Here is a 25,497-nt window from a genome sequence, read left to right as displayed (position 1 = left end):
ATTTAGGTTCTGGCGCCGAGAGGTGTGAGAGTTCAAGTCTCTCCGACCGCACCATCATTGAATGGAACCCAGCTTTTTAGCTGGGTTTTGTTTTATCTGGAATATGTAAATCTGCAAGCCAAGTCACCAAGTATTCTCTCCTATAACCTCACTTTTACTACAATTTTATTAGACAATGTCTGCTCCATTTCCTAACTGAGTATGACTGCCTATGAAAACCCTCCCTTTAACGATCGGTTGCTACACAGATTCTCCAAGTAATAGCCAAGGTGTATATCAAACTCAGTTAGATCTAGAAACGGGAACGCTGTTGCCTTTAGAGCTTATAGCGGCCTGCACTAACCCCTCGTTTATTACCACGACAAAGCTGGGGGTCTACACAGCTTCTGAAGTTGACCAAAAGATGCAACCACAACTGATTCATATACCGAATTCTGATTCAACAATAGCGTCAAATACTGGACCAATCTCAGGAGATCACCCTTGTCATATCACGATAGATCCCCACAATAAGTTTGCTATTACATCGCAATATTCATCAGGGACATTCGATATCTTTAGTTTAAGTATCAATGGCAATATCGATAAACGGCTCAAAACACTCAAAATGGTTGGTTCTGGACCTAATGCAGAAAGACAAACAGGCCCACATGCACATCAAAGCCTTTTCCTAAAGAACTCTCCGCAGTTTGTCACCGTCGATCTCGGAGCCGATCGAATCAACTTCTATTGCTTTGACGAAGAGCAAGAAGAGTTCCTTGATGAACCAATGCAATCTATCAAAGTGCGGGCAGGGAATGGACCTCGTCACCTAATCTTTAACCAAGCCGAAGATAGAGCCTATGTGGTGTGTGAGCTCTCTGAAACGATATTGATTTTGGAAAAGTCTTTAGGGGTGTGGAGTATTGTGGAAGAGGTTGATGCATTAGCAAATATGGAGAAAGGAGAAGCCGCAGCTGCGATTAAGCTATCGCCAGATGAGCAATTCCTTTATGTGTCTTGCCGACATCAATCCAGAATCAGTTGTTTTAGAATAGACTCCGTCACTCAAAAGCTCATTTTTATGGATAGTTACGATGTTGAAGGTAAGTTCCCTCGCGACTTTCATATCACTAAAGACGGGCAATGGCTTATCGCCGCAAACCAGCATTCCAACAACCTCACATCATTCAAACGAGATATTGAAGATGGCTCCCTCACCTATACTGGATGCTCTTTAGCCATCGATGCACCTGTGTGTGTAACGCAATAGTATTAAGCACTAAGCACTAAGCACTAAGCACTATCACGAAATCAAAAAAGGAAAGCCTCAGCTCTCCTTCTTTTTATAACTCAATAATTTGGACTAACCAATCACAACCCTAAAGCGTATTTAAGTACCTGTGATTTAATCGGCCCTGAGTTTTCTGCTAGCTTTAGTGCAGCATTACGCACAAACTTAAGTGGGCCAATGTCATTGCTAAACGTTTTGTAGAAAAAGTCCATGCTACTTTGCATCATTAGATTGTCACCTCTTCTGATCACTTCATAGCGTCTCGCCACTGATTGATTCAATTCACCTTTCTCTTGGGTGATATCCAATAGTGCTGCCACATCTTTAAAACCCAAGTTAACACCCTGCCCTGCTAGAGGGTTAATCGTATGTGCAGAGTCTCCGACTAAAATACAGTTATTCTTTGAGTATGATTGAGCATGACGTCGTGTCAGAGGAAAAGAACCCGAGTTCAAAACTTTGATATCACCTAACTCTTTAGGAAAGTGAGTAAGTACTTCATTACGTAGTTTTTCAGGGGGCATTGCTGACAGTTGCTTAATACGCCGTGGAGAATCATACCAAACTAACGAGCCCTGCCCGACTTCTTGATCGTCAGAGACTAGAGAACACAAAGGCAAAAATGAACGAGGACCACTTGGTAAAAATTGCTGCCAAGTAATATCTTGCTGAGGCTGTTCTGTTTCTACGTTGATAAGCATGCAGTGCTGTCGGTAACCCCAAGCCGTAATACCAATCCCTGCTTGCTGACGGACGGCTGAATTTGCGCCATCAGCGCCAACCACCCACTTCGCTGACAACTGAGTACCCGACTGAAGCTTGACTATATTGGTTTCACCAAACTCAATCTCATCGAGCTTTTCTGGACATAACAGTTCGAGATTGTTGTAGGCATCAAACTGAGCCCATAAACCCAATTGGATTAATCGATTCTCAACGATGTAACCTAAACGAGGTAAATCAAGAGATGCAGCATCAAACCGAGTACGACACTCTGGGTGTTCCCAAGTTTCCAATCGCTTGTAAGAACAGACGCGCATCGCTGCAATACTTTGCCATGCACCAAGATCTTCAAGCAAATCGACCGATGCTTGAGAAATCGCTGACACACGAATGTCCATCGCTTGCGACTCATCAAAAGCTTGTGGGGCAAAACCTTCGATCACCGCAACACTCAGACCTTGCTTTGCAAAACCGATTGCTGTTGCTGCACCAACCATGCCGCCACCGACGACTACAATATCGTAACTGTTCATATTTTGTACTTATCAGTTTGATTCTTTGACTGTTTTTGATTGTACTTTTTCATAACGAACTTGTAACCAAAAACCTTATTCGAAAGAAGGGTTATCCCTTATGGCATATGGCGTTAACGATAATAAAAACCACTACATAAGAGATTTGTTCAGACTACTAGTCAGTCGGTTTTGAAACCAGTACAATACGCCGCTTGCCGCTAGAGCCTGTCATAAAATTGAATACCGAATTATGACGAACGGAGCTAGCGGATGAATAATGGGCGATTTGCTCCCTTAAATTAAACTAACGATCGAGCGAACATATAATGAGTAAGAAACTGCTAATTAAAACTTGGGGCTGTCAGATGAATGAATATGATTCATCAAAAATGGCCGACCTGCTTAACGCTGCAAATGGCTATGAGCTAACTGAAGTACCTGAGGAAGCAGACGTACTACTATTGAATACTTGTTCTATCCGCGAAAAAGCGCAAGAAAAAGTATTCCACCAGCTTGGTCGTTGGAAAACGCTTAAAGATAAAAAAGAAGGTGTGGTGATCTGTGTGGGTGGCTGTGTAGCGACTCAAGAAGGTGATCACATTCGTCAACGTGCACCTTACGTAGACGTTATCTTTGGCCCACAAACATTACACCGTTTACCAGAGATGATTAAGTCATCACTGTCTAACGAAAAGCCAGTAATGGACATCTCTTTCCCAGAGATCGAAAAGTTCGATAACCTGCCAGAGCCAAAAGCAGACGGCGCAACAGCCTACGTTTCTATCATGGAAGGTTGTTCTAAGTACTGTACTTACTGCGTTGTTCCATATACTCGTGGCGAAGAAGTTAGTCGTCCAATGGATGATGTGCTATTCGAAGTTGCACAACTTGCAGAGCAAGGCGTACGTGAAGTAAACCTGCTAGGCCAAAACGTAAACGCATTCCGAGGCCCTACTCACGAAGGTGACATCTGCACATTTGCAGAGCTCCTTCGCCTAGTTGCGTCTATCGACGGTATCGACCGTATTCGTTTCACAACAAGCCACCCGCTTGAGTTTGGTGACGACATCATTGAAGTTTACAAAGATACCCCTGAACTAGTGAGCTTCCTTCACCTACCAGTACAAAGTGGTAGTGACCGTATTCTTACGATGATGAAGCGTCCACATACGGCTATCGAGTACAAATCTATTATCCGTAAACTGCGTAAAGCTCGTCCTGACATTCAAATCAGCTCTGACTTTATTGTTGGTTTCCCTGGTGAGTCTAAGCAAGACTTCCAAGATACAATGAAGCTAATTAAAGAAGTTGATTTCGATATGAGCTTCAGCTTTGTTTTCTCTCCACGTCCAGGTACGCCAGCGGCAGATTACCCATGTGATGTACCAGCACAAGAGAAAAAAGATCGTCTGTACGAACTGCAACAAACAGTAAACACACAAGCTATGCGTTTCTCTCGTCTAATGCTAGGCACAGAGCAGCGTATTCTTGTTGAAGGTCCATCAAGAAAGAATCTCATGGAACTGCGTGGCCGTACTGAAAACAGCCGTGTTGTGAACTTCGAAGGTTCTGCAGACCTAATCGGTCAGTTTGTAGATGTGAAGATCACTGAGGTTTACACTAACTCACTACGTGGTGAGCTAGTTCGCACAGAAAAAGACATGGGTCTACGCGTTGTAATGACTCCAGCAGAAATGATGGAAAAAACAAAACGTGAAGACGAGCTAGGTGTAGCGACATTTACGCCATAGGCAATACAACTGTTTGAGCACAAAGCGCAAACACAAAGCTTGAAATTACCTAACTAAGTGACCATCTTAGAAATAGGGATATCACCATCAAAAGCCCGGTCTAAATCGGGCTTTTTGCTCTTTTTTATATTTAAGAGTAAGTGGCACAAAATGAGAGGCTAATTTGAGCAATAAAATCGTTACCTTAGAGATAAATCTAGAGCCAGCAGACAACAAGCGCTTGGCAAGTTTATGCGGTCCATTTGACGACAACATCAAGCATCTTGAGCGTCGTCTGGGCGTTGAGATTAATTACCGTAGCAACTTTTTCACGATTGTCGGTAAGCCTCACACTACAGCCGCCGCTTTAGACATCATCAAACACCTCTATGTTGAAACGGCTCCAGTTAAAGGCAACATAATCAATATCGAACCAGAGCAAGTGCATCTGGCCGTCACTGAGTCTGGTATTTTGGAGCAACACGTCGAGTCTGAAATCGACTACGGCAAAGAAGTGACCATTAAGACTAAAAAAGGCGTCATCAAGCCTCGCACGCCAAACCAAGCACAATACCTAATGAACATGGTCACTCATGACATCACTTTTGGTATTGGACCTGCTGGTACTGGTAAAACATACTTAGCTGTTGCGGCTGCGGTTGATGCACTTGAACGTCAAGAAGTTCGTCGAATCCTACTGACTCGTCCTGCTGTTGAAGCTGGTGAGAAGCTTGGTTTCCTACCGGGTGATTTAAGCCAAAAAGTAGACCCATATTTGCGTCCGCTTTACGATGCACTGTTTGAAATGCTTGGCTTTGAGCGAGTTGAGAAGCTGATTGAACGTAACGTGATTGAAGTTGCTCCACTGGCTTACATGCGTGGTCGTACATTGAATGATGCGTTTATCATTCTTGATGAGAGCCAAAACACCACGGTAGAGCAGATGAAAATGTTCTTAACCCGTATCGGTTTTAACTCTCGCGCTGTGATCACAGGTGATATTACGCAAATCGATTTACCTCGTGGTGCAAAATCAGGCCTACGTCATGCAACTGAAGTGCTCAGTGAAGTGGATGATATTAGCTTTAACTTCTTCATGTCTGAAGACGTCGTTCGTCACCCTGTCGTTGCTCGTATCGTCAACGCGTACGAGAAGTGGGAAGCAAAAGACCAGAAAGAGCGCAAAGAGTTTGAACAACGTAAGCGTGAAGAGCGCGAGGCCAAGCTTCTTGAGGCTCAACAAGCAGTTACGATACAATTAGCAACACAAAATAGCTCTGTCATTGCAGAACAAGGTGATAAATAGATGTCTATTGAACTAGACCTGCAAATAGCGGTCGAAAATGAGCAAGGTCTTCCAACCGAGCAAGATATTCAGCTTTGGTTGGATAAGACAATCCCTCAGTTTCAAGAGAGTGCCGAGTTGACGGTTCGTATTGTTGATACACAAGAAAGCCACCAGCTCAATCATGACTATCGTGGAAAAGATAAGCCAACTAACGTGCTGTCTTTCCCATTTGAAGCACCACCAGGAGTGGAATTAGATCTACTGGGTGACCTCATTATTTGCCGCCAAGTTGTCGAAAAAGAAGCAGAAGAGCAAAGTAAGCCTCTGCTAGCACACTGGGCTCATATGGTTGTACATGGCAGTCTGCATCTGCTAGGTTATGATCATATCGAAGATGATGAAGCTGAAGAGATGGAGTCACTCGAAACAGAAATCATGCAAACTATGGGGTTTGAAGACCCGTATATTCTAGAAAAGTAAATCGATTCTAGTAAAGTAGGTTGCAGAGAAACAATAACTCATCGAACCTGTGATTTTCGCAGGAATCTGAGTTGTAACGTGTGCTATCACACTTCTGATAGCGTTATTTTTTGAGAAATCATGAACGAAGGTAACCCCCCCACTTCTGAGGGAAGTAAAAAATCTGAAGGTCCGAGTAGAAAGTCCTTCTTTGAACGCCTAGGCCAACTATTTCAAGGTGAAGTAAAAGATCGCCAAGAGCTCGTAGATGTAATCCGCGACTCAGAAATTAATGACCTCATTGACCACGACACGCGCGACATGCTCGAGGGTGTCATGGAAATTTCAGAGATGCGAGTACGCGATATCATGCTGCCTCGCTCTCAAATGGTTACAGTTGAACGCACCGATGATTTAGATACATTGATTGCGCTTATTACTGATGCTCAACACTCTCGCTACCCAGTGATCAGTGAAGATAAAGACCATGTTGAAGGCATTCTATTAGCGAAGGACCTACTTAAGTATTTGGGTTCAGAAAGTGCCCCATTTGATATCGAGCAAGTGATTCGCCCTGTCGTGGTTGTTCCTGAAAGTAAGCGAGTTGATCGCCTGCTTAAGGAATTCCAAGAAGAGCGTTACCACATGTCTATCGTTGTCGATGAGTTTGGCGGAGTTTCTGGCCTGGTAACCATTGAAGATATCCTCGAAGAAATCGTTGGTGAAATTGAAGACGAGTTCGACGATGAAGAAGAGCTAGATATTCGCAAGCTGAGTAAGCATACCTTCTCTGTAAAAGCTTTAACCACTATTGAAGAGTTCAACGATACGTTTAACACTGCCTTTAGTGACGATGAAGTGGATACCGTAGGCGGTATGGTGATGACAGCACTCGGTCACCTGCCAGTTCGTGGCGAAATTGTAGAAATCGAAAACTACCATTTCAAAATTACGTCTGCAGATAACCGTCGTGTGATTCAGTTACAGGTAACCATTCCTGACGAACAGCCTCTTCCTACTATCGAAGAATAACAACTTCTCTCTAAAGAGATGACAGAAATTAGATGACTAAGACCTTTATTCATCGCCTATTACGGCCGCTTGCGGCCGTTTTTGTTGGCGCTATAACCACCCTTTCATTCGCTCCATACTCTATATGGCCTCTTGCTATTCTCAGCCCAGCTTTGTTGCTGTTACTGATCCACAACCGCTCTCCTAAGAGTGCGCTTTGGATTGGCTACGCATGGGGTTTAGGTCAATTCACGACAGGTATCAGCTGGGTATACGTCAGCATTGATGGTTTTGGCGGCATGCCACTGGCTGCCAACCTATTTTTGATGGCATTGCTTGTTGGCTACCTAGCCGTTTATTCGGGTCTATTTACCTGGAGTTTGAACAAGTTCTTCCCTGCTAATAACCTAAGCCGCTTTTTCCTTGCAGCTCCTGCATTGTGGTTAATCAGTGATTGGCTACGTGGCTGGGTAATGACGGGCTTCCCTTGGCTTTGGTTAGGCTACAGCCAAATCGATTCGCCACTAGGTTCATTTGCACCGATTGGCGGCGTCGAGTTAGTAACTCTAGCGATCATTGTTTCAGCCTCTGCATTCGCTTATGCGATTGTTAACCGGGCCTGGAGTATCGCTATCATTCCTGCCGTCGTATTTAGCACCGGTTTTGGTATTCGCAACATCGATTGGGTCACGCCGAACCCGGAAAAAACTACGTCAGTCGTCTTAATACAAGGCAACGTCGATCAAGACAGCAAATGGCTGCCGAGTCATCGCTGGCCAACCATGATGAAGTACACCGACCTAAGCAGAGAAAACTGGGATGCCGATATCATCATCTGGCCTGAAGCGGCTATTCCAGCATTCGAAGTTGAGATTCCATCTTTCCTACGCAACATAGACAGTGCAGCCAAGATGAACAACAGCTCGATCATCACTGGCGTGCTGAATCAATCTGAAGATAAGAAGTACTACAACAGTGTTCTTTCACTTGGTGTGAATCCATATGGTGAGTACAGCTACGATCCAGACGAGCGCTATCATAAACACCATTTGTTACCGTTTGGTGAGTTTGTTCCGTTTGAAGATATCTTGCGCCCATTAGCACCGTTCTTTAACTTGCCAATGTCATCATTTAGCCGTGGCGACTTTGTTCAACCAAACATCGTAGCAAATGGTCGTCATCTAGCGCCTGCGTTGTGTTATGAGATCATATTTAATGATCAAGTTAGACAAAACGTAACAGATGAAACTGACTTTATTCTAACGCTCTCTAACGATGCGTGGTTTGGTCGTTCGATTGGGCCATTGCAACATATGGAAATTGCACAGATGCGTGCTCTAGAGCTTGGTAAGCCGCTTATTCGCTCTACCAACAATGGTGTGACGGCTGTTACCGATTATAAAGGCAACATCATCAAACAAGTGCCTCAGTTTGAAACGGCCGTATTAAAAGCTGAACTCATTTCAACGGATGGTCAAACGCCTTATCACACAGTTGGTACTTGGCCACTGTACATCTGGACGTTGCTCAGTTTGGTGATGGGTTGGGTAATTAGAAAGCCAAAGAGCTAGATTCGAAGAAAAGTGATTAGAGGGTTGACTGATTGAGTCAACCCTTTTTTATTGCTGTGGTTTAACATTGATAGCGCTATAGTTCGGAAGCTTACGGTTTAAGGGCTTTACGACTAAACCCTTTAGAACCACATTTAATGCATGGAATGATATTGGTTGGATGGTTATATTCGGTTTGATGACCACACTCGTCACATACCAAAGTACCTAACCCAATGACTTCTCCCGCTTGATATAAGCCCTGATGCTCTAAATCTTGGAACAGTTCAACCCATTCCACCTTAGTACGATCAGTAATATCCAACAGCCCTTGCCAAATAGAGTCTGCAATCATCAAATAGAACGGACCACCTTTACTCTCTTCATAGCTTTCGGAAAACTCTTTTAAATCTGACTTCACGTAAGCGGAAATCAACGACAGCTCGTCTTTGGTCATGTCATTGGCTGCTTTCGCATACTTACCTGACGTTTCTATTTTGTTGTTAAGCTCTTCAGGACTATGCTTCAGCGTTTCGATGACCTCTTCAACCACTTCTTCATAGAGTGCTTTTTTCTTCGGCATAACAACCTCCTTAAGATAACCAACTTTTACGCGGGCAAACGGATGTGCCGCAATGCACTCCCGCTCACAAACAAATGCAATTCATACTCTTAAGTATAGTTGCCCTGCGAAATTCAGTGAAAATTACGCCATCTACTAGGCAGCAACTGCAAGTATGAAGGGTATAACTATTGTTGTACTAGGCTCCTTTAGGTATTCTATGACGATCTGTAAGATTCTGTTCTAACCGAACTCACAAATTCCAAGATAACCGGATACCATCGATGCAAGAACAATATAACCCGCAAGAGATTGAACAAAAGGTTCAACAACACTGGGATAACAGCGAGACTTTCGTTGTAAGTGAAGACCCAAACAAAGAAAAATTCTACTGTCTTTCTATGTTCCCGTACCCAAGTGGCCGACTGCACATGGGTCACGTGCGTAACTACACCATCGGTGATGTGGTATCTCGTTTCCAACGTCTACAAGGCAAAAACGTAATGCAGCCAATCGGTTGGGATGCATTCGGCCTACCAGCAGAAAACGCAGCTGTAAAAAACAACACAGCGCCTGCTCCGTGGACTTACGAAAACATCGAATACATGAAAAACCAGCTTAAGCTTTTAGGCTTTGGTTACGACTGGAAACGTGAATTCGCAACGTGTACGCCTGAGTACTACCGTTGGGAACAAGAGTTCTTCACGAAGCTTTACGAACAAGGCCTAGTTTACAAGAAGACATCTTCTGTTAACTGGTGTCCAAACGACCAAACGGTTCTTGCAAACGAGCAAGTAGAAGACGGTTGCTGCTGGCGTTGTGATACTCCGGTAGAACAAAAGAAAATCCCACAGTGGTTCATTAAAATCACTGAGTACGCTCAAGAGCTACTAGACGATCTAGACAACCTTGAAGGTTGGCCTGAAATGGTTAAGACCATGCAGCGCAACTGGATCGGCCGCTCTGAAGGTGTTGAGCTATCTTTCGCTGTTAACGGTGAAGAAGCGCCATTAGAAGTGTACACAACACGTCCTGATACACTAATGGGTGTTTCTTATGTTGGTATCGCTGCAGGTCACCCTCTTGCAGAGAAAGCATCACAGAACAACCCTGATCTTGCAGCATTCGTTGAAGAATGTCGTAACACCAAGGTGGCTGAAGCTGAACTCGCAACGATGGAAAAGAAAGGTATGGATACTGGCCTAACAGCTATCCACCCTCTTAACGGTCGTGTTGTTCCTGTTTACGTAGCTAACTTCGTTCTTATGGATTACGGCACAGGAGCTGTAATGGCGGTTCCTGCTCACGATCAACGTGACTACGAATTCGCAACTAAGTACGGCATCGATATCATCCCAGTAATCAAACCTGAAGACGGTTCTGAGCTAGATGTGTCTGAAGCGGCTTACACTGAGAAAGGTGTACTGTTCGATTCTGGCGAATTCGATGGCCTTGCGTTCCAAGAAGCATTCGATGCAATCGCTGCGAAACTTGAAGCTGAAGGCAAAGGTAAGAAGACTGTAAACTTCCGTCTACGTGACTGGGGCGTTTCTCGTCAACGTTACTGGGGTGCTCCAATCCCAATGGTAACCACTGAAGACGGTGAAGTTCACCCAGTACCAGCAGACCAACTGCCAGTCATTCTTCCAGAAAACGTGGTAATGGATGGCGTAACTAGCCCAATCAAGGCAGATAAGTCTTGGGCTGAAACAACATTCAACGGCGAACCAGCTCTACGTGAGACTGACACGTTCGATACGTTCATGGAGTCTTCATGGTACTACGCACGTTACTGTTCACCACAAGCTGATGACATTCTAGATCCAGAGAAAGCAAACTACTGGTTGCCAGTTGACCAATACGTTGGTGGTATCGAGCACGCTTGTATGCACCTGCTTTACTCTCGTTTCTTCCACAAGCTTCTTCGCGATGCGGGTTACGTGACATCTGATGAACCGTTCAAGCAGCTTCTATGTCAAGGCATGGTTCTGGCTGACGCGTTCTATCACACGAACGAGAAAGGCACGAAAGAGTGGATTGCTCCAACTGACGTGACTATCGACCGTGACGCAAAAGGTCGCATTGAAAAAGCTGTCGACAACCAAGGTCGCGACGTTGAGCACTCAGGCATGATCAAAATGTCTAAGTCGAAGAACAACGGTATCGACCCACAAGAGATGGTAGACAAGTACGGCGCTGATACAGTACGTCTATTCATGATGTTTGCATCGCCTGCAGACATGACGCTTGAGTGGCAAGAGTCTGGCGTTGAAGGCGCAAACCGCTTCCTTAAGCGTGTTTGGAAACTGGTTCACGCTCACTCTGCTAAGGGTGCGGCTGAAGCTGTTGACGCTTCTGCGCTATCTGGTGACCAGAAAGCACTTCGTCGTGATATCCACAAGACTATCGCGAAAGTAACGGACGATATCGGCCGTCGCCAAACGTTCAACACAGCCATCGCTGCAATCATGGAACTGATGAACAAGCTAGCGAAAGCACCTCAAGAATCTGTACAAGATCGTGCAATCCTTGATGAAGCGCTAAAAGCAGTAGTTCGCATGCTTTACCCAATGACTCCACACATCTCTTACGAAATGTGGATTGCTCTTGGTGAATCAAACGTAGATTCAGCAACATGGCCAACGTTTGACGAGAAAGCGCTAGTTGAAGACGAGAAGACTATCGTTGTCATGATCAACGGTAAGCTACGAGCGAAACTAACAGTTGCAGCTGATGCAACAGAAGAGCAAGTTCGTGAACTTGGTCTAAACGATGAGAACGCTAAGAAATTCCTAGATGGCTTAACTATCCGTAAAGTTATCTTCGTACCAGGCAAGCTTCTAAACATCGTTGCTAACTAATTTCGTTAGCACAGTACAATTGCTAAAGAATTAACGAACTTAATTCATCAAAAGCAGTCTTTAGACAGGGTGCGACATTGCCCTGTCTACTTATTTAAGTGCTTTAGACCCAGAGTCCTACGATTCGAAAGCTCTAAAGCCTTTAAATAAGTATTCTACCTTCATGAGAGCCATCAAATAATGCGCCTGATTTCACTATCTTCATTGAAAGTTACTGTTGTTGTTTTAACCGTTAGTCTACTGAGTGCCTGTGGTTTCCACTTACGTGGTGACTATTCTGTACCAGAAGAACTCAACAAGATCTCTGTGACCAGTTACGACCAATACAGTACGTTTACACGTATGATGAAAGGTCAGCTACGTATGAATGATGTAGAAATTGTGCCACCCACTGAGAACACACCTAATTTACATATTATTAGCGAAAGCGTTAGTGAGCGAACTCTGTCCCTTTACCAGAATACTCGTGCAGCAGAAAAAGAACTGACGCTCAACGCATCATACCGCGTCACGATTCCTGAGTTAGGCTCAAAGACATTCTCAACGAGCGTAACCCGTAGTTACCTAGACAACCCGTTAACTGCATTAGCAAAATCTGTTGAGCGCGACATGATCGAAGATGAGATGCGCAAGTTAGCAACAAGCCAAATCCTTCGTCAGATGGCTCGACTAAAAGCGAACATTGCAGCTGATAGTATGAACCTAGACCAGCTTGAACACGTTCAAGTGAAAGAGCTTGAGAAACAATACAACATCAAGAACGTCGAAATAGATCCAAGTTCTACGGAAACGACAGAGCCCGTCGAATCAGCTGAACAATAGGTTTATTTGATGCGTATTTTTGCTGACCGCTTATCAGAGCAACTTGTTAAACAGCTAAGTAATGTTTACCTCATTTTCGGTAACGAGCCTCTGCTGTTACAAGAGAGTCGAGAAGCGATTCAAAAGGTTGCAAAACAGCAAGGCTTTGATGAACGTCACCGCTTTGCTATTGATAACAGTCTGGACTGGAATCAAGTCTATGACTGTACTCAAGCATTAAGCCTGTTCTCTAGCCGTCAAATCATCGAGCTTGAGCTGCCGGAATCAGGAGTCAATGCTGCAATAGCCAAAGAGCTACTGGCAATCTCAGAGCATATCCACAGCGATATTCTGTTAGTCTTGATTGGCACGAAGCTAACCAAGGCTCAAGAAAGTGCTAAATGGTTTAAAGCACTGTCTAATCAGGGTCACTGGGTCAGTTGCCTAACGCCAGATGTCAGTCGCTTACCTCAGCTTGTCCAAGCGCGCTGCCGTCGAATTGGCTTATATCCAGACCCTGAAGCGATTCAAATGCTGGCACAGTGGCACGAGGGTAACCTATTTGCTCTCACTCAAAGCCTAGAAAAGCTAGCGCTCCAATACCCGGACGGAAAACTTACCCTAGTACGCTTGGAAGAATCACTGAGCCGCCACAACCACTTTACTCCCTTCCATTGGAGTGACGCGTTACTGGCTGGAAAAGGTAATCGTGCACAACGAATTCTAAGACAACTGGAAGCTGAAGGTGTAGAGCCAGTCATTTTGCTGCGTAGCATACAACGTGAACTTGCCTTGCTATTACAAATGCAGCAACAAATGAAACAGATGCCGATCGGCCAAGTATTCGAAAAACACCGTATCTGGCAATCTAAAAAGCCTCTTTATAACGCTGCGCTAACAAGAGTTTCGATTTCTCAATTACATTCGTTGTTTGCGTTGCTGACTCAAGCTGAGTTGATGACAAAAACTCAATATGAACAGTCGCCTTGGCCACTAATTCATCAGTTAAGCGTAGAGTTTTGTATCCCTTCAGCTTCAATCCCATTTCACGCATAAAAGCGTGGTATATTCTAGGGTCAACAGATCCTAAAAAGCTAAATTCAGATTAAAGGAACACCCAGTGTTACGTGAAGAACTAAAAGATTTTCTTGCAGACAAAGCTGACGACATGAAAGCAGAATCGATTGTTACTATCGATGTAGAAGGCAAATCAAGTGTTACTGATTACATGATTGTTTGTACTGGCACCTCTAAGCGCCATGTTGCTTCTATCGCACAACACGTTGCCGATGAAGTGCGTAAAGCTGGTATGCAACCACTAGGCATGGACGGGCAGCAAGAAGGTGAATGGGTTGTTCTAGATATGGGAACAAGCATGCTTCATGTTATGCAAAAAGAACATCGTGAGCTGTACCAACTAGAAAAACTTTGGGGCTAAGCGTTGAAGATCCAGTTAATCGCAGTTGGTACAAAAATGCCAAAGTGGGTTGAAGAAGGCTTTAAAGAATATAAACGCCGCTTCCCTCATGATATGCCATTAGAACTCATTGAGATCACTGCGGGAAAACGTGGTAAAAATGCTGATATTGCACGTATTCTTCAAAAAGAAGGCGAAGCAATGTTGGCAGCAGTGCCAAAAGGCAACCGCATTGTCACGCTTGATATCCCAGGTAAAAAGTGGGATACCCCACAACTGGCAGAGCAATTGGAAAGTTGGAAGTTGGATGGACGCGACGTTTCTATCCTTATTGGCGGGCCTGAAGGATTAGCACCTGCGTGTAAAGCGGCTGCAGACCAAAGCTGGTCTCTATCGGCGCTTACTCTCCCTCACCCATTAGTACGCGTTATCATGGCTGAAAGCTTGTATAGAGCTTGGAGCATCACTGCTAACCACCCTTATCATCGAGAATAAGCGTTAATGTTACGTAAACGTAGCCAAATCCGTGATTACAAAGCAGAAGCACGACTATTTACTAGTCGTGCTTTTGTTGCGTTTGCGGGGATCATAGTCATGATGTCGATGTTGGTTGTTAACCTGTACAACATTCAGGTCAACCAATATCAGGACTATAAAACCCGCTCTAACGACAACCGTATCAAGGTCGTTCCCATCGCGCCTAACCGTGGTTTGATTTACGATCGCAACGGTGTACTTCTTGCCGAAAACCGCCCAGTTTTCAACCTAGAAATTACGCCCGAAAAAATCAAAGATATGGATGACACGCTCGTCCGTCTACAAACGTTCATCGAGATTCCACCTGAACGTATCGAGCGTTTTAATCGTGATCGCCGCCATTCACGACGCTTCAAGTCAGTACCTATTCTAAATCAGCTCAGCAAAGAGCAAGTTGCGGTATTCTCTGTAAACCAGCATAAGTTTCCGGGGGTTGAGGTAACAGGCACATTAAAACGTTTTTATCCGTATGGTGATGTACTGACTCACGTTATTGGCTATGTATCGCGCATTAATGACCGTGATATGCAGCGCTTAGTACGAGAAGAGAAAGACGCCAATTATCAAGCCACTCGCGACATCGGTAAACTTGGTATTGAGCGCTACTACGAAGACATGCTTCACGGTACCGCTGGCTATCAAGAAGTCGAAGTGAACAGCCGAGGACGAGTAATCCGCACTCTAAAATTTGTCCCTTCGGTTCCGGGCAAAGATATCGTACTTAACTTAGATATCAATCTTCAACTATATGTGCACAAACTGCTCGATGGACGCCGTGGCTCTGCCGTCGTTCTCGATCCGAAAGACAATGGCGTGTTAGCGATGGTGTCTAGCCCAAGCTACGACCCGAATGCATTTGTACATGGTATCTCCTCTAAAGGTTATAACGCCCTACTACAAAATAAAGATCGACCTTTGGTTAACCGTGCCACATTGGGCATTTATCCACCAGCTTCAACGATCAAACCGTTTATTGCCGTTGCTGCTCTACAAGAAGGTGTGATTACACCGAATACAACGCGTAATGATCCAGGCTATTGGAAAATACCTAACTCTAAAACCAAGCCGTTTCGCGACTGGTTACGTTGGGGACACGGTGTTGTTGATATAGAGAAAGCGATTGAAGAATCAGTTGATACCTTCTTCTACCAAATCTCCTTTGATCTAGGTATCGACCGTTTATCTCAATGGATGATGCTATTCGGCTTTGGTGACTATACAGGCATTGATATTTACGAAGAAAGTAAAGCCAACATGCCAACTCGCGAATGGAAAATGGCAAGACACCGTGTGCCTTGGTACCAAGGTGACACCATCCCTGTTGGTATCGGACAAGGCTATTGGACGGCAACACCGATGCAAATCGCAAAAGCCACGTCTGTATTGGTCAACGAAGGTGAAGTAACAGCGCCTCACCTATTACGTGCGACGATCGATAATGGTCAGCCATTCGATGACCAAACGGTATCAGAGATCGAAACTTATCCTCCAATCACTGGTGTTAAGCAGAAATACTGGGATATCGCGCAAGAAGGCATGAGACTGGTAAACCACGGAAAGAAAGGTACAGCAAGACGTTCATTCCAAAAGATGTCTTACCAAACCGCTGGTAAATCAGGAACTGCGCAAGTATTCGGTCTCAAAGAAGACGAAGAATACAACGCGGACGAAATCGCAGAGCATTTACGCGATCATGCACTCTTTACTGGTTATGCTCCTTTTGAAGATCCAGAAGCGGTTGTGACTATCGTATTAGAAAACGCAGGGGGTGGCTCATCAAATGGCGGCCCTGTCGTTAGAAAAATATTAGACCATATTATTCTCGCTGAAGAAGATGAAAGTAAGGCAACAAAATAATGAAACTTGATCCTTCTACTGGACGAAATAGAGCCTTGTTTGAAAGGCTCCATATCGATCTTCCATTACTGCTCGGTATTCTGGTGTTGATGGGCTTTGCCTTATTGATCATGTACAGCGCCAGCGGACAAAGCCTTGCGATGATGGATCGCCAAGCAATGCGTATGGTGCTGTCTTTAGGTGTCATGATCTTCTTAGCGCAACTTTCGCCTCGTACCTATGAAACCTTGGCCCCGCTGCTGTTTGCAGGTGGTGTCATCTTACTCTTGGGCGTGTTGTTCTTTGGTGAGGCATCTAAGGGTGCCCAACGTTGGTTAAATTTCGGTTTTGTTCGATTCCAACCCTCTGAACTATTAAAGCTTGCGGTACCTTTGATGCTGGCTCGATTTATCGGTAAACGATCACTGCCGCCAACCTTTCAAACATTAGCGATCTCGCTAGTGATGGTGTTTGTACCTACCATTTTAATCGCTAAGCAACCCGACTTGGGGACATCCATTCTTATCGCCGCATCCGGTATCTTCGTAATATTCCTGGCTGGTATAAGTTGGAAAATCATTGCTAGTGCCGCCATAGCGTTAGGGGCATTTATCCCAATATTATGGTTCTTCTTGATGCGTGAATATCAAAAAGTACGAGTAAGAACCCTTTTTGATCCTGAATCAGATCCATTAGGTGCGGGCTACCACATCATTCAAAGTAAGATTGCGATAGGTTCTGGTGGTGTATCAGGAAAAGGTTGGCTACAAGGTACTCAATCTCAATTAGAATTCATTCCAGAGCGCCACACTGACTTCATTTTTGCGGTAATTGCCGAAGAATGGGGCATGATTGGTATTTTGTTCTTGCTTGCTATCTACCTATTCATTATTGGACGGGGTTTAGTGCTCGCGAGCCAAGCTCAAACGGCATTTGGTCGAATGATGGGTGGCAGTATTGTACTGAGCTTCTTCGTTTATATCTTTGTAAACATTGGCATGGTAAGCGGTATTCTACCCGTGGTTGGTGTTCCTCTACCTCTCGTTAGCTATGGCGGTACTTCAATGGTTACCCTTATGGCTGGTTTTGGCATTTTAATGTCGATCCATACACACAGAAAAGCATTCTCAAAGGCGACCTAATCGATGTCTATTGCAATATTTCAAAGAAAAGCATCTTTGGTTGATGAGCTGCCAATCAAAAAAATAGCCTCTATCCTAGGCTTAGCGATTTTAATCAACGGCTGTTCTTCACAAAAGCCAGCCGGCCGCTACGATATTGATTCAGATATTGCACCGGATGCACCTATATCGGTGGAGCACTTAGAAGACGCTCACCCGCAGTATGAACCTTACAGCTTAGGTGGTAACACTAATTACACTCTGCGTGGTGAAGACTACAAGATCGTAAAAAAAACCGAAGGGTTTACCGAGAAAGGAAAAGCATCTTGGTACGGTAAGAAATTTCACGGCCATTTAACCTCAAATGGCGAGATCTACGACATGTATTCCATGTCTGCAGCACACAAAACATTGCCGATTCCGAGCTATGTAAAAGTGACGAATACCGATAACAATAAAACGACGATTGTTCGTATCAATGACCGAGGCCCATTCCACGAAGGCCGAATCATTGACCTTAGTTATGCAGCAGCTTACAAGCTCGATGTCTTGAGAACAGGCACCGCAAATGTTGAGATAGAAGTCATCACCGTGGCGATGCCAACCGACGCGAATAAAAAAGCCGCTTTGCCTCAATTTATTATTCAGGTCGCCACCTCTCCACATGAAGATAGGACCGAGAAGTTAGCTAAAGATCTAGGCGAAAAACTAGCTGTAGCAACGTTCTTGCAGCCAAATGACGATAACTACCGTCTGATGCTTGGGCCATTTCATGACTATGCTCTGACTCAAGAGAAATTAGAACAAGTTAAGCTAATGGGTTACCCGTCAGCTTATATAAAAAAACACACACTAACCCGCTAATTAATCTAACAGTTACTTCTGGTAATCAGCGCTCTGGTGTGACAGAGTGATTCTGTTAATATATGAATAGTTCACCAAATAATTGCATTCAAAATGATTAAATCTAATAAACTTGTTAAATCGATTTTTGCTACTTCTGTTGCCCTTTCTGCAACGATAGCTACATCGTCATTCGCCGCTCCAATTGTAGTCCCTGATGCACCGCAAATCGCCGCTAAAGGTTTTGTTCTGATGGATTACCATTCAGGCAAAGTACTAGCAGAGAAAGAGATGAACACTCAACTTTCTCCAGCAAGTTTAACCAAGATGATGACAAGCTACGTGATCGGCCAAGAGCTAGAACGTGGCAACATCAATCTAAACGACGATGTTGTAATCAGTGAAAATGCTTGGGCTAAAAACTTCCCAGATTCATCGAAAATGTTCATTGAAGTGGGCACAACGGTTAAAGTGGAAGAACTGAACCGTGGCATCATCATTCAATCAGGCAACGATGCTACTGTTGCAATGGCTGAGCATATTGCTGGTTCTGAAGATGCATTCGTTGACCTAATGAACGCATGGGCAAGCTCTATCGGCATGAAAGACACGCACTTTGCTAACGTGCACGGTCTAGACAACCCGAATCTATACTCAACACCTTATGATATGGCGCTACTTGGTCAGGCGCTGATTCGCGATGTTCCTGATGAGTACCGTATCTACTCAGAGAAAAAATTCACTTACAACGGCATCACCCAGTACAACCGTAACGGTCTGTTATGGGATAAGAGCATGAACGTTGATGGCATCAAAACGGGCCATACAAGCAAGGCAGGTTATAGCCTAGTAAGCTCAGCAACCGAAGGCAAAATGCGCCTAGTTGCTGTTGTGATGGGAACTAAAAATGCTAACGCTCGTAAAACAGAAAGCAAAAAGCTACTGAGCTACGGCTTCCGTTTCTTCGAAACAGTGGCGCCACACACAGCCGGTGAAACCTTCGTAGAAGAGAAGATCTGGATGGGTAGCAAGGATACAGTTGCACTAGGTGTCGACGAAGATACTTTCGTTACCCTACCTCGTGGCCAAGCGAAGAACCTAAAGGCTAGCTTCGTTCTTGAAAAGGAACTGGAAGCACCAATTAGCAAAGGCGATGTTGTCGGTAAACTGTTCTACCAAGTTGATGGTGAAGACGTTGCTGAATACCCACTACTTGCACTTGAAGATGTAGACCAAGGCAGCTTATTTAGCCGTCTATGGGACTACCTAGTATTGCTGTTTAAGGGTTTATTCTAAACCAGTCAAAGGTTTGCACTGAGCAATACACAAGCTCAGTGCAAAGCTAACTCAATGAGTAAGTTCATTATTTACTCATTGACGACACAAAAGCCGCCATGTGCGGCTTTTGTTGATCTTGAGTTCAGTGATATTTACACGTAATATTCCGCCCTATTACTCGTGTCTGTTGACCGAACACGCTTTTTATCGACATTTCGCCAATTTGCGAGAGTCTAGCCTTTTGGAGCTATTCATGAACATCAATTCTGATGCAAAACTAAAAGATCTCTTAGAGTTCCCTTGTTCATTCACTTACAAAGTAATGGGCTATGCAAAGCCAGAACTTACTGAGCTAGTGCTAGAAGTGATCCAGCGTCATGCTCCTGGTGACTACAGCCCAACGCTAAAACCGAGTGCGAAAGGTAACTACCACTCTGTTTCTATCAATATTACAGCGACTTCAATTGAGCAAGTAGAAATGCTATATAAAGAACTGGGCGAGATCGAAATCGTTCGTATGGTTCTGTAATCTCCGATTACACATGAAAAACAGCGGCTTATTGCCGCTGTTTTTGTTTGAAGCACCCTATCTAGGTCAAATTCATTCAACTTAATTTTCAATAAATACAAAGAAAGTTGAAAAACCTTGCAGTCCGTCTGTAGTTAGAAACCTGTTTCGCGTTTATAATGCGTTCACTTTATTAATCCTTGAGGGAGTGCAGCTTTGCAAAATAAGCTAATCGTAAAAAAATTAGGCCGTCAGGATTACGAACCTGTATGGAAAGCCATGCATAAGTTCACAGACGAACGCACAGAAGAAGACGTAGACCAAGTTTGGTTGGTTGAACACAACCCTGTCTTCACTCAAGGACAAGCAGGCAAAGCCGAGCATGTATTAAATGCTGGTGACATTCCTGTAATTCAAAGCGATCGCGGTGGCCAAGTGACTTACCATGGCCCAGGTCAGTTAGTCGCTTACTTTTTGATTAACATCCGCCGCAAAAAATTCGGAGTACGTGATTTAGTGACTCATATCGAGAACCTCGTAATCAATACTCTGAAAGCTTACAATATAAATTCAACTGCCCGACCTGACGCTCCTGGTGTTTATGTCGATGGCAAGAAAATCTGTTCACTCGGATTACGTATTCGACGTGGCTGCTCGTTCCACGGGTTAGCACTCAACGTCGATATGGACCTGTCTCCATTCCTACGTATTAACCCATGTGGTTATCAAGGTATGAAAATGGCACAAGTAAGCCAGCTAGGCGGGCCAAGTGAACTAGAAAACGTTGAGCAACAGTTAATACAAGAGCTCGTAGAGCTACTCGGCTATGACCAAGTAGACATTCAAGCCACCAGTAACATTACAGCAGAAGCATAAAATCATGAGCAAACCAATCCAAATGGAAAAAGGCGTTAAATATCGTGACGCTGACAAAATGGCATTAATTCCCGTAAAGAATATGCCTGCTGAACAGAAAGAAGTTCTACGTAAGCCTGCATGGATGAAGATTAAACTTCCTTCAGACAGCCATCGTATTCAAGAAATCAAATCAGCAATGCGCAAGAACAACCTGCACTCAGTTTGTGAAGAAGCGTCTTGCCCTAACCTAGCCGAGTGTTTTAACCACGGCACGGCAACGTTTATGATTCTTGGCGCTATCTGTACTCGTCGCTGCCCGTTCTGTGATGTTGCCCATGGTCGCCCTGTTGCTCCTGAAGCAGAAGAGCCGAAGAAACTGGCTAAGACGATTAAAGACATGAAACTGAAGTACGTAGTAATCACTTCAGTTGACCGTGATGACTTGCGTGACGGCGGGGCTCAACACTTTGCTGACTGTAACCGTGAAATTCGCGAACAAAACCCAAATATTCGTATCGAAACGCTGGTACCAGACTTCCGTGGTCGTATGGACGTAGCGCTTGATCTAATGAAAGACAACCCGCCAGATGTTTTCAACCACAACCTAGAGACAGCGCCGCGTCTATACCGCAAAGCGCGTCCAGGTGCGAACTACAAATGGTCTCTTGATCTATTGAAGAAATTCAAAGAACAGCACCCAACTATCCCAACAAAATCAGGGGTGATGATGGGCCTTGGTGAGACGAAAGAAGAGATCGTTCAAGTACTGAAAGACCTTCGTGAACATGGTGTAACGATGCTGACACTAGGCCAATACCTAGCACCAAGCCGTCACCATTTACCAGTAGAACGCTACGTGCCGCCTTCTGAGTTCGATGAGCTGAAAGAGATTGCTCTAGAGCTAGGCTTCACTCACGCCGCTTGTGGTCCGTTTGTACGTTCTTCTTACCATGCAGACTTACAGGCTCAAGGTATGGAAATTAAGTAATCACGATTGCTTAACTAGAAACGTGAAGGCGCTGACTATTATGTTCAGCGCCTTTTTTCTATCTTGTTCGTGCAACTAAGCGCTATATTTCATGCCACTATAGCTTTATATAAAAACAACAAAGCCACTCTTTATGAGTGGCTTTGTGCTTAACGTTTCAAGTTCTTCTGAGGGTTTAGGTTCAGAGAGTCCAGATAGGGTTCAGCGTTAGCCGAAAGATGCCCAGATAACCGTTGCGACTAGGATTGGACACACAAACTTCACATATATTGGCCAAACCTTACCAAACCAACCCAATTGGAAGTCAGGGCAACCTTGCTCAAGCTCTTTCACCTTAGAAGCTCGACTCCATACCCAACCACCAAACACGCAGAACATCAGTGCTGCGACCGGTTGAAGGTACTGAGTCGCTATCATCGCAACCATGCCAAACATCGCGGCAAAGTTGTAAACAATCACCACACTAAACAACGCGATAACACTACCAATTACCCAGCTCGTAGGCGTTCGTCTAGTGTTAAAACGCTCGCTCACTAGTGCTACAGGGCCTTCAAGCATCGAAATCGATGAAGTCAGTGCGGCAATCGTTAGCAATAAGAAGAAAACAATCGCGAAGATCTGACCAAGCACGCCTAAGCTATCAAACATCAACGGCAGAACCGTAAATACAAGCGTATCAGAACTTAATAGTGAGCCATCTTCCGCATAGATTTGTACCCCTTTCTGCATCGCAACAAACATTGCAGGCATCACGACTAAACCCGCAATAAAAGCGACAGCGGTATCAACTAAGGTAACGTTCATTGCCATTTTGGGCAGGTTCTCTTTCTTACTCAAGTAAGAGCCATAAACCAACATCGAGCAACCACCAATGGTTAGCGAGAAAAAGCCTTGCCCCATTGCTGCCAAAATCAATTTTCTATCCCAAACTTTTTCAAAATCCGGAACCAAGTAGTGTTTTAGGCCTTCCATCGCGCCAGATTGCGTCATGATGTAAACAAACAATAAGCCAAATAAAACAAATAGCGCAGGCATCAAACGAGTCGACCATTTCTCGATACCTTGCTTAACACCGCCCTGAACAATCAAGATAGTCAGCACATAGAATGCGACAGTGCCAAATACATTTCGCTCAACACTGAAGCCTTTAAACCAATCAGCAGCAGCCTCTAGCCCCATCAGATCAGCGACAGCACCAATGAGGAAGCAGATCAACCAACCACCAACGATACTATAAAATGCCAACACGGCGCTTGGCACACTCAATCCGACCCAACCGACAAACTCACCGACTTTCTTACCCAAAGGGTTCGTCGTCAAAGAACGCATGCTATCGACAGGATTTGCTTGGCCGTGACGACCAATGGCCATCTCAACCACCAGCATTGGGAAAGCGACCACGAAGATCATGATCAAATAGACTAAGAGAAAAGCGCCACCACCGTTACTGGCAACTTGAGTTGGGAAACCCCAAATATTACCTAAGCCAACCGCTGCACCCGCCGCTGCTAAAATAAAACCCAAACGAGAGCTAAAGTGCTCTCTTGAAGAGGAAGATTGTTGGTCCATATCGCCCGCATTAAAAATCAGTAAACTAGTTGAGAAGTACGGTAATAAAAAGCAATGATAGGTACAACCAATAAATGAACAATTCTCTAATTTTTACAATCCATTTAGTATTTAAAACCAAATTATTAACAATTCCCCAGACTAACTGACCACATAAAACCAAGACAGCGATTAATCAGTCTACTGAGAGGCATTCCTAAGTTAATTGTTAGCTTATTTAACCCATAAAAAAAGAGCACCAATCGGTGCTCTTCTAAAGAATCTGAAACTCAGGCTAGATAGTAAATACTTGGTAATCTTTTAAGTTCGGAATGATTTCATGCAGCTCTTGCTCTTGTTCTGCCATCTCATCAAGTGAGTCACAGAACTCGTTCGCTTCCTCTTGCACTTGTTGAGAGTGTTCTTTCATTCGCTCTTCAACTTTAAGCTTTAATTCAGCCATGCTATCAGCCAATTCGGTAAGGTTTAAACCACCATCTTGTTTCATTTTTTCTGACATCGCATTAAAAGCGCTGGAGATAAATTCTTGATTAAAGATTTCTTTCGCCTTCTCGAAATCTTCAGACCAACCATTGGCCATCGAATCAAAGCTTTCTGCTGGTAACACTAACTCGCCATCTTTGTAGTAACGCGCTTCCAGTTCAGCAAAGTAGGTTTTCATTGATTCTTTTACGTTATCAAATGATTCCGGTGAATCTAGGCTAGCCGCAATATCATCAATCACGTCATTCGCTAAAGCTAGGCTATCGTTCGCCATTTGTTTCGCTCGTGGTAAGTACTCACTCATGCTTTCGCGGTATTTTTCAATCGCCGCTTGTTGGTCGGCATCAAGCTCAACCTTCTCACCATGGATATATAAGTCGTTGTTGCCATCGAAAACGGCAGTATCACCATTCACTTGATGGATTTCGACTTTTTGGTCATCGATTCGCAATTCATTTTTCAAATCAACTCGACACTGAGCAGCAAAAGTTGGCAGGCTCACAAAAGAGATTACCGCTGTTAACGATGCGATTAATACATTGTTTTTAATAAATATTTTGTTTTTAATAAATATTTTGTTTTTCATAAATACATTGTTTTTCATAAATACATTGTTTTTCATAACATCCTCTCATCAATCTGACCGATTACTATACCCTTGGTATATGCTTCTTTGTCAGAGAAACGTTTTATATATATCCGTTACTCAGTTAGTCGATAGATATTACTTCATAGCAAAACTGTTTATCTGCGACCTTAAACTCAATTTCATCACCGACTTCTTTACCCATTAGAGCCTGGCCAAAAGGTGCATTTGCCGTCACGATGGCAATCTCATTCTCATTCCACGTGACAGAAAGTCCGCCGACTCTCGGCCCCATAAAAAAGTGTTTATATTGATCATGCTCGTCAATGACCACAACGTAGCTGCTCACCGTAATTCGCTCACTGTCGCGCAACACTAAGTTACGATAACACTGAATGTCGTCTTCACACTCTTGCACTCTTACGGCTTGGCCATGAGCAAGATACGAAGCTTCTAATGCCAATGTATCGTACTTATGTTCAGGCACAGTCTCTTCATCGGTCGCAGCATCAATCGCACGCTGAGTCGCAGATTGGGCGATACGTAGTCGGGATTCGAGTTGCTCTAAGATTATTTGGCGAAGCTCAGACTTATTCATACTATTGGGGTGCTTTTCTATAGGAGCTACAGAATAGAATTAGGTACAATCAGGTGCAAGACATTTGATTCATCAAGCGACGCTATCATGAATGGACGCTCG

23 protein-coding genes are annotated in these 25,497 nt (G+C 44.2%); 18 read left to right on the top strand and 5 right to left on the bottom strand.

What is annotated here, in order from left to right; genetic code table 11:
* Positions 1-211: 211 nt before the first annotated feature.
* The gene (locus tag AB6E08_RS03060) at positions 212-1,252 is read left to right on the top strand and encodes a lactonase family protein (RefSeq protein ID WP_017101921.1); all 1,041 of its coding nucleotides are present in this window, start codon (positions 212-214) and stop codon (positions 1,250-1,252) included.
* 101 nt (positions 1,253-1,353) lie between these two features.
* Here the strand turns inward: AB6E08_RS03060 and AB6E08_RS03055 are convergent, their stop codons facing one another.
* Positions 1,354-2,529 carry a 2-octaprenyl-3-methyl-6-methoxy-1,4-benzoquinol hydroxylase gene (locus tag AB6E08_RS03055; protein ID WP_017101920.1) on the bottom strand — a complete coding sequence of 392 codons (1,176 nt, stop codon included), beginning with the start codon at positions 2,527-2,529 and terminating at the stop codon, positions 1,354-1,356.
* A 308-nt stretch (positions 2,530-2,837) separates the two neighbouring features.
* Between AB6E08_RS03055 and miaB the strand changes: the two genes are divergently transcribed.
* From miaB to lnt, 5 genes are all read left to right on the top strand, one after another.
* Positions 2,838-4,262, top strand: coding sequence for a tRNA (N6-isopentenyl adenosine(37)-C2)-methylthiotransferase MiaB (gene miaB / locus AB6E08_RS03050; RefSeq protein WP_017101919.1), 1,425 nt, complete (start codon positions 2,838-2,840; stop codon positions 4,260-4,262).
* 163 nt (positions 4,263-4,425) lie between these two features.
* A complete protein-coding gene (locus AB6E08_RS03045) occupies positions 4,426-5,547 on the top strand; it encodes a PhoH family protein (protein ID WP_017101918.1) in 1,122 nt (373 codons plus the stop codon).
* Complete coding sequence (gene ybeY, locus AB6E08_RS03040; protein ID WP_017101917.1) at positions 5,548-6,009, top strand: rRNA maturation RNase YbeY; 462 nt, start codon at positions 5,548-5,550, stop codon at positions 6,007-6,009.
* A gap of 120 nt (positions 6,010-6,129) precedes the next feature.
* Positions 6,130-7,020 carry a CNNM family magnesium/cobalt transport protein CorC gene (gene corC, locus AB6E08_RS03035; RefSeq protein WP_012603382.1) on the top strand — a complete coding sequence of 297 codons (891 nt, stop codon included), beginning with the start codon at positions 6,130-6,132 and terminating at the stop codon, positions 7,018-7,020.
* A 32-nt stretch (positions 7,021-7,052) separates the two neighbouring features.
* Positions 7,053-8,570 carry an apolipoprotein N-acyltransferase gene (gene lnt / locus AB6E08_RS03030; RefSeq protein ID WP_017101916.1) on the top strand — a complete coding sequence of 506 codons (1,518 nt, stop codon included), beginning with the start codon at positions 7,053-7,055 and terminating at the stop codon, positions 8,568-8,570.
* A gap of 91 nt (positions 8,571-8,661) precedes the next feature.
* Here lnt and AB6E08_RS03025 read toward each other — a convergent pair whose 3' ends face one another.
* Positions 8,662-9,132 (bottom strand): zinc ribbon-containing protein, encoded by a 471-nt coding sequence (locus AB6E08_RS03025; RefSeq protein WP_017101915.1) that lies wholly within the window; start codon positions 9,130-9,132, stop codon positions 8,662-8,664.
* 263 nt (positions 9,133-9,395) lie between these two features.
* On the opposite strand from AB6E08_RS03025, the gene leuS reads away from it, so the two are divergent.
* The 12 genes from leuS to lipA all read left to right on the top strand — a co-directional run bounded on the left by leuS (position 9,396) and on the right by lipA (position 22,159).
* Positions 9,396-11,972 (top strand): leucine--tRNA ligase, encoded by a 2,577-nt coding sequence (gene leuS, locus AB6E08_RS03020; protein WP_372064246.1) that lies wholly within the window; start codon positions 9,396-9,398, stop codon positions 11,970-11,972.
* A gap of 180 nt (positions 11,973-12,152) precedes the next feature.
* On the top strand, positions 12,153-12,794 hold the full coding sequence (gene lptE / locus AB6E08_RS03015; protein WP_372064248.1) for an LPS assembly lipoprotein LptE: 642 nt from the start codon (positions 12,153-12,155) through the stop codon (positions 12,792-12,794).
* A 9-nt stretch (positions 12,795-12,803) separates the two neighbouring features.
* Positions 12,804-13,829 (top strand): DNA polymerase III subunit delta, encoded by a 1,026-nt coding sequence (holA, locus tag AB6E08_RS03010; RefSeq protein ID WP_372064250.1) that lies wholly within the window; start codon positions 12,804-12,806, stop codon positions 13,827-13,829.
* A gap of 64 nt (positions 13,830-13,893) precedes the next feature.
* Positions 13,894-14,211: a ribosome silencing factor gene (gene rsfS / locus AB6E08_RS03005; protein WP_372064252.1), complete on the top strand. Its 318-nt coding sequence runs from the start codon at positions 13,894-13,896 to the stop codon at positions 14,209-14,211.
* A 3-nt stretch (positions 14,212-14,214) separates the two neighbouring features.
* Positions 14,215-14,685 carry a 23S rRNA (pseudouridine(1915)-N(3))-methyltransferase RlmH gene (gene rlmH, locus AB6E08_RS03000; RefSeq protein WP_004735246.1) on the top strand — a complete coding sequence of 157 codons (471 nt, stop codon included), beginning with the start codon at positions 14,215-14,217 and terminating at the stop codon, positions 14,683-14,685.
* Between the two features lie 6 nt (positions 14,686-14,691).
* Positions 14,692-16,584 (top strand): penicillin-binding protein 2, encoded by a 1,893-nt coding sequence (mrdA, locus tag AB6E08_RS02995; protein WP_372064254.1) that lies wholly within the window; start codon positions 14,692-14,694, stop codon positions 16,582-16,584.
* A complete protein-coding gene (gene rodA / locus AB6E08_RS02990; RefSeq protein WP_004735244.1) occupies positions 16,584-17,705 on the top strand; it encodes a rod shape-determining protein RodA in 1,122 nt (373 codons plus the stop codon). Before mrdA ends, rodA begins: the two co-directional genes overlap by 1 nt.
* Before the next feature lie 3 nt (positions 17,706-17,708).
* Complete coding sequence (locus AB6E08_RS02985; RefSeq protein ID WP_102538522.1) at positions 17,709-18,548, top strand: septal ring lytic transglycosylase RlpA family protein; 840 nt, start codon at positions 17,709-17,711, stop codon at positions 18,546-18,548.
* 93 nt (positions 18,549-18,641) lie between these two features.
* On the top strand, positions 18,642-19,823 hold the full coding sequence (locus AB6E08_RS02980; RefSeq protein ID WP_017079939.1) for a serine hydrolase: 1,182 nt from the start codon (positions 18,642-18,644) through the stop codon (positions 19,821-19,823).
* A 235-nt stretch (positions 19,824-20,058) separates the two neighbouring features.
* A complete protein-coding gene (ybeD, locus tag AB6E08_RS02975) occupies positions 20,059-20,334 on the top strand; it encodes a DUF493 family protein YbeD (protein ID WP_372064257.1) in 276 nt (91 codons plus the stop codon).
* Between the two features lie 195 nt (positions 20,335-20,529).
* On the top strand, positions 20,530-21,189 hold the full coding sequence (gene lipB / locus AB6E08_RS02970) for a lipoyl(octanoyl) transferase LipB (protein ID WP_372064259.1): 660 nt from the start codon (positions 20,530-20,532) through the stop codon (positions 21,187-21,189).
* 4 nt (positions 21,190-21,193) lie between these two features.
* Positions 21,194-22,159 carry a lipoyl synthase gene (gene lipA, locus AB6E08_RS02965; protein WP_004735240.1) on the top strand — a complete coding sequence of 322 codons (966 nt, stop codon included), beginning with the start codon at positions 21,194-21,196 and terminating at the stop codon, positions 22,157-22,159.
* Between the two features lie 207 nt (positions 22,160-22,366).
* On the opposite strand, the gene AB6E08_RS02960 is transcribed toward lipA, so the two are convergent.
* From AB6E08_RS02960 to AB6E08_RS02950, 3 genes are all read right to left on the bottom strand, one after another.
* Positions 22,367-23,728: a sodium-dependent transporter gene (locus AB6E08_RS02960; protein WP_372064262.1), complete on the bottom strand. Its 1,362-nt coding sequence runs from the start codon at positions 23,726-23,728 to the stop codon at positions 22,367-22,369.
* A gap of 274 nt (positions 23,729-24,002) precedes the next feature.
* Entirely contained in the window at positions 24,003-24,797 is a 795-nt protein-coding gene (locus AB6E08_RS02955; RefSeq protein ID WP_372159647.1) for a YggN family protein, read from the bottom strand.
* A 124-nt stretch (positions 24,798-24,921) separates the two neighbouring features.
* Entirely contained in the window at positions 24,922-25,395 is a 474-nt protein-coding gene (locus AB6E08_RS02950; protein ID WP_017080322.1) for a GreA/GreB family elongation factor, read from the bottom strand.
* Positions 25,396-25,497: the final 102 nt, after the last annotated feature.

The sequence above is a fragment of the Vibrio sp. 10N.247.310.24 genome (assembly GCF_041467175.1).
GTDB classification, from domain to species: Bacteria; Pseudomonadota; Gammaproteobacteria; order Enterobacterales; family Vibrionaceae; genus Vibrio; species Vibrio tasmaniensis_A.
The sequence above is the reverse complement of the archived record's forward strand: the minus strand, read 5'-3'. Positions and strand labels throughout refer to the sequence as shown.

What these genes read in the sequence shown, in the direction of transcription:
- lptE (WP_372064248.1), top strand. Translation starts at nt 12,153, where the DNA reads ATGCGCCTGATTTCACTATCTTCATTGAAAGTTACTGTTGTTGTTTTA.
- mrdA (WP_372064254.1), top strand. Translation starts at nt 14,692, where the DNA reads ATGTTACGTAAACGTAGCCAAATCCGTGATTACAAAGCAGAAGCACGA.
- AB6E08_RS02985 (WP_102538522.1), top strand. Translation starts at nt 17,709, where the DNA reads ATGTCTATTGCAATATTTCAAAGAAAAGCATCTTTGGTTGATGAGCTG.
- lnt (WP_017101916.1), top strand. Translation starts at nt 7,053, where the DNA reads ATGACTAAGACCTTTATTCATCGCCTATTACGGCCGCTTGCGGCCGTT.
- AB6E08_RS03055 (WP_017101920.1), bottom strand. Translation starts at nt 2,529, where the DNA reads ATGAACAGTTACGATATTGTAGTCGTCGGTGGCGGCATGGTTGGTGCA.
- AB6E08_RS02950 (WP_017080322.1), bottom strand. Translation starts at nt 25,395, where the DNA reads ATGAATAAGTCTGAGCTTCGCCAAATAATCTTAGAGCAACTCGAATCC.
- AB6E08_RS03025 (WP_017101915.1), bottom strand. Translation starts at nt 9,132, where the DNA reads ATGCCGAAGAAAAAAGCACTCTATGAAGAAGTGGTTGAAGAGGTCATC.
- miaB (WP_017101919.1), top strand. Translation starts at nt 2,838, where the DNA reads ATGAGTAAGAAACTGCTAATTAAAACTTGGGGCTGTCAGATGAATGAA.
- ybeD (WP_372064257.1), top strand. Translation starts at nt 20,059, where the DNA reads ATGAACATCAATTCTGATGCAAAACTAAAAGATCTCTTAGAGTTCCCT.
- holA (WP_372064250.1), top strand. Translation starts at nt 12,804, where the DNA reads ATGCGTATTTTTGCTGACCGCTTATCAGAGCAACTTGTTAAACAGCTA.
- AB6E08_RS02980 (WP_017079939.1), top strand. Translation starts at nt 18,642, where the DNA reads ATGATTAAATCTAATAAACTTGTTAAATCGATTTTTGCTACTTCTGTT.
- ybeY (WP_017101917.1), top strand. Translation starts at nt 5,548, where the DNA reads ATGTCTATTGAACTAGACCTGCAAATAGCGGTCGAAAATGAGCAAGGT.
- lipA (WP_004735240.1), top strand. Translation starts at nt 21,194, where the DNA reads ATGAGCAAACCAATCCAAATGGAAAAAGGCGTTAAATATCGTGACGCT.
- rodA (WP_004735244.1), top strand. Translation starts at nt 16,584, where the DNA reads ATGAAACTTGATCCTTCTACTGGACGAAATAGAGCCTTGTTTGAAAGG.
- AB6E08_RS02960 (WP_372064262.1), bottom strand. Translation starts at nt 23,728, where the DNA reads ATGGACCAACAATCTTCCTCTTCAAGAGAGCACTTTAGCTCTCGTTTG.
- leuS (WP_372064246.1), top strand. Translation starts at nt 9,396, where the DNA reads ATGCAAGAACAATATAACCCGCAAGAGATTGAACAAAAGGTTCAACAA.
- AB6E08_RS03060 (WP_017101921.1), top strand. Translation starts at nt 212, where the DNA reads ATGAAAACCCTCCCTTTAACGATCGGTTGCTACACAGATTCTCCAAGT.
- AB6E08_RS02955 (WP_372159647.1), bottom strand. Translation starts at nt 24,797, where the DNA reads ATGAAAAACAAAATATTTATTAAAAACAAAATATTTATTAAAAACAAT.
- corC (WP_012603382.1), top strand. Translation starts at nt 6,130, where the DNA reads ATGAACGAAGGTAACCCCCCCACTTCTGAGGGAAGTAAAAAATCTGAA.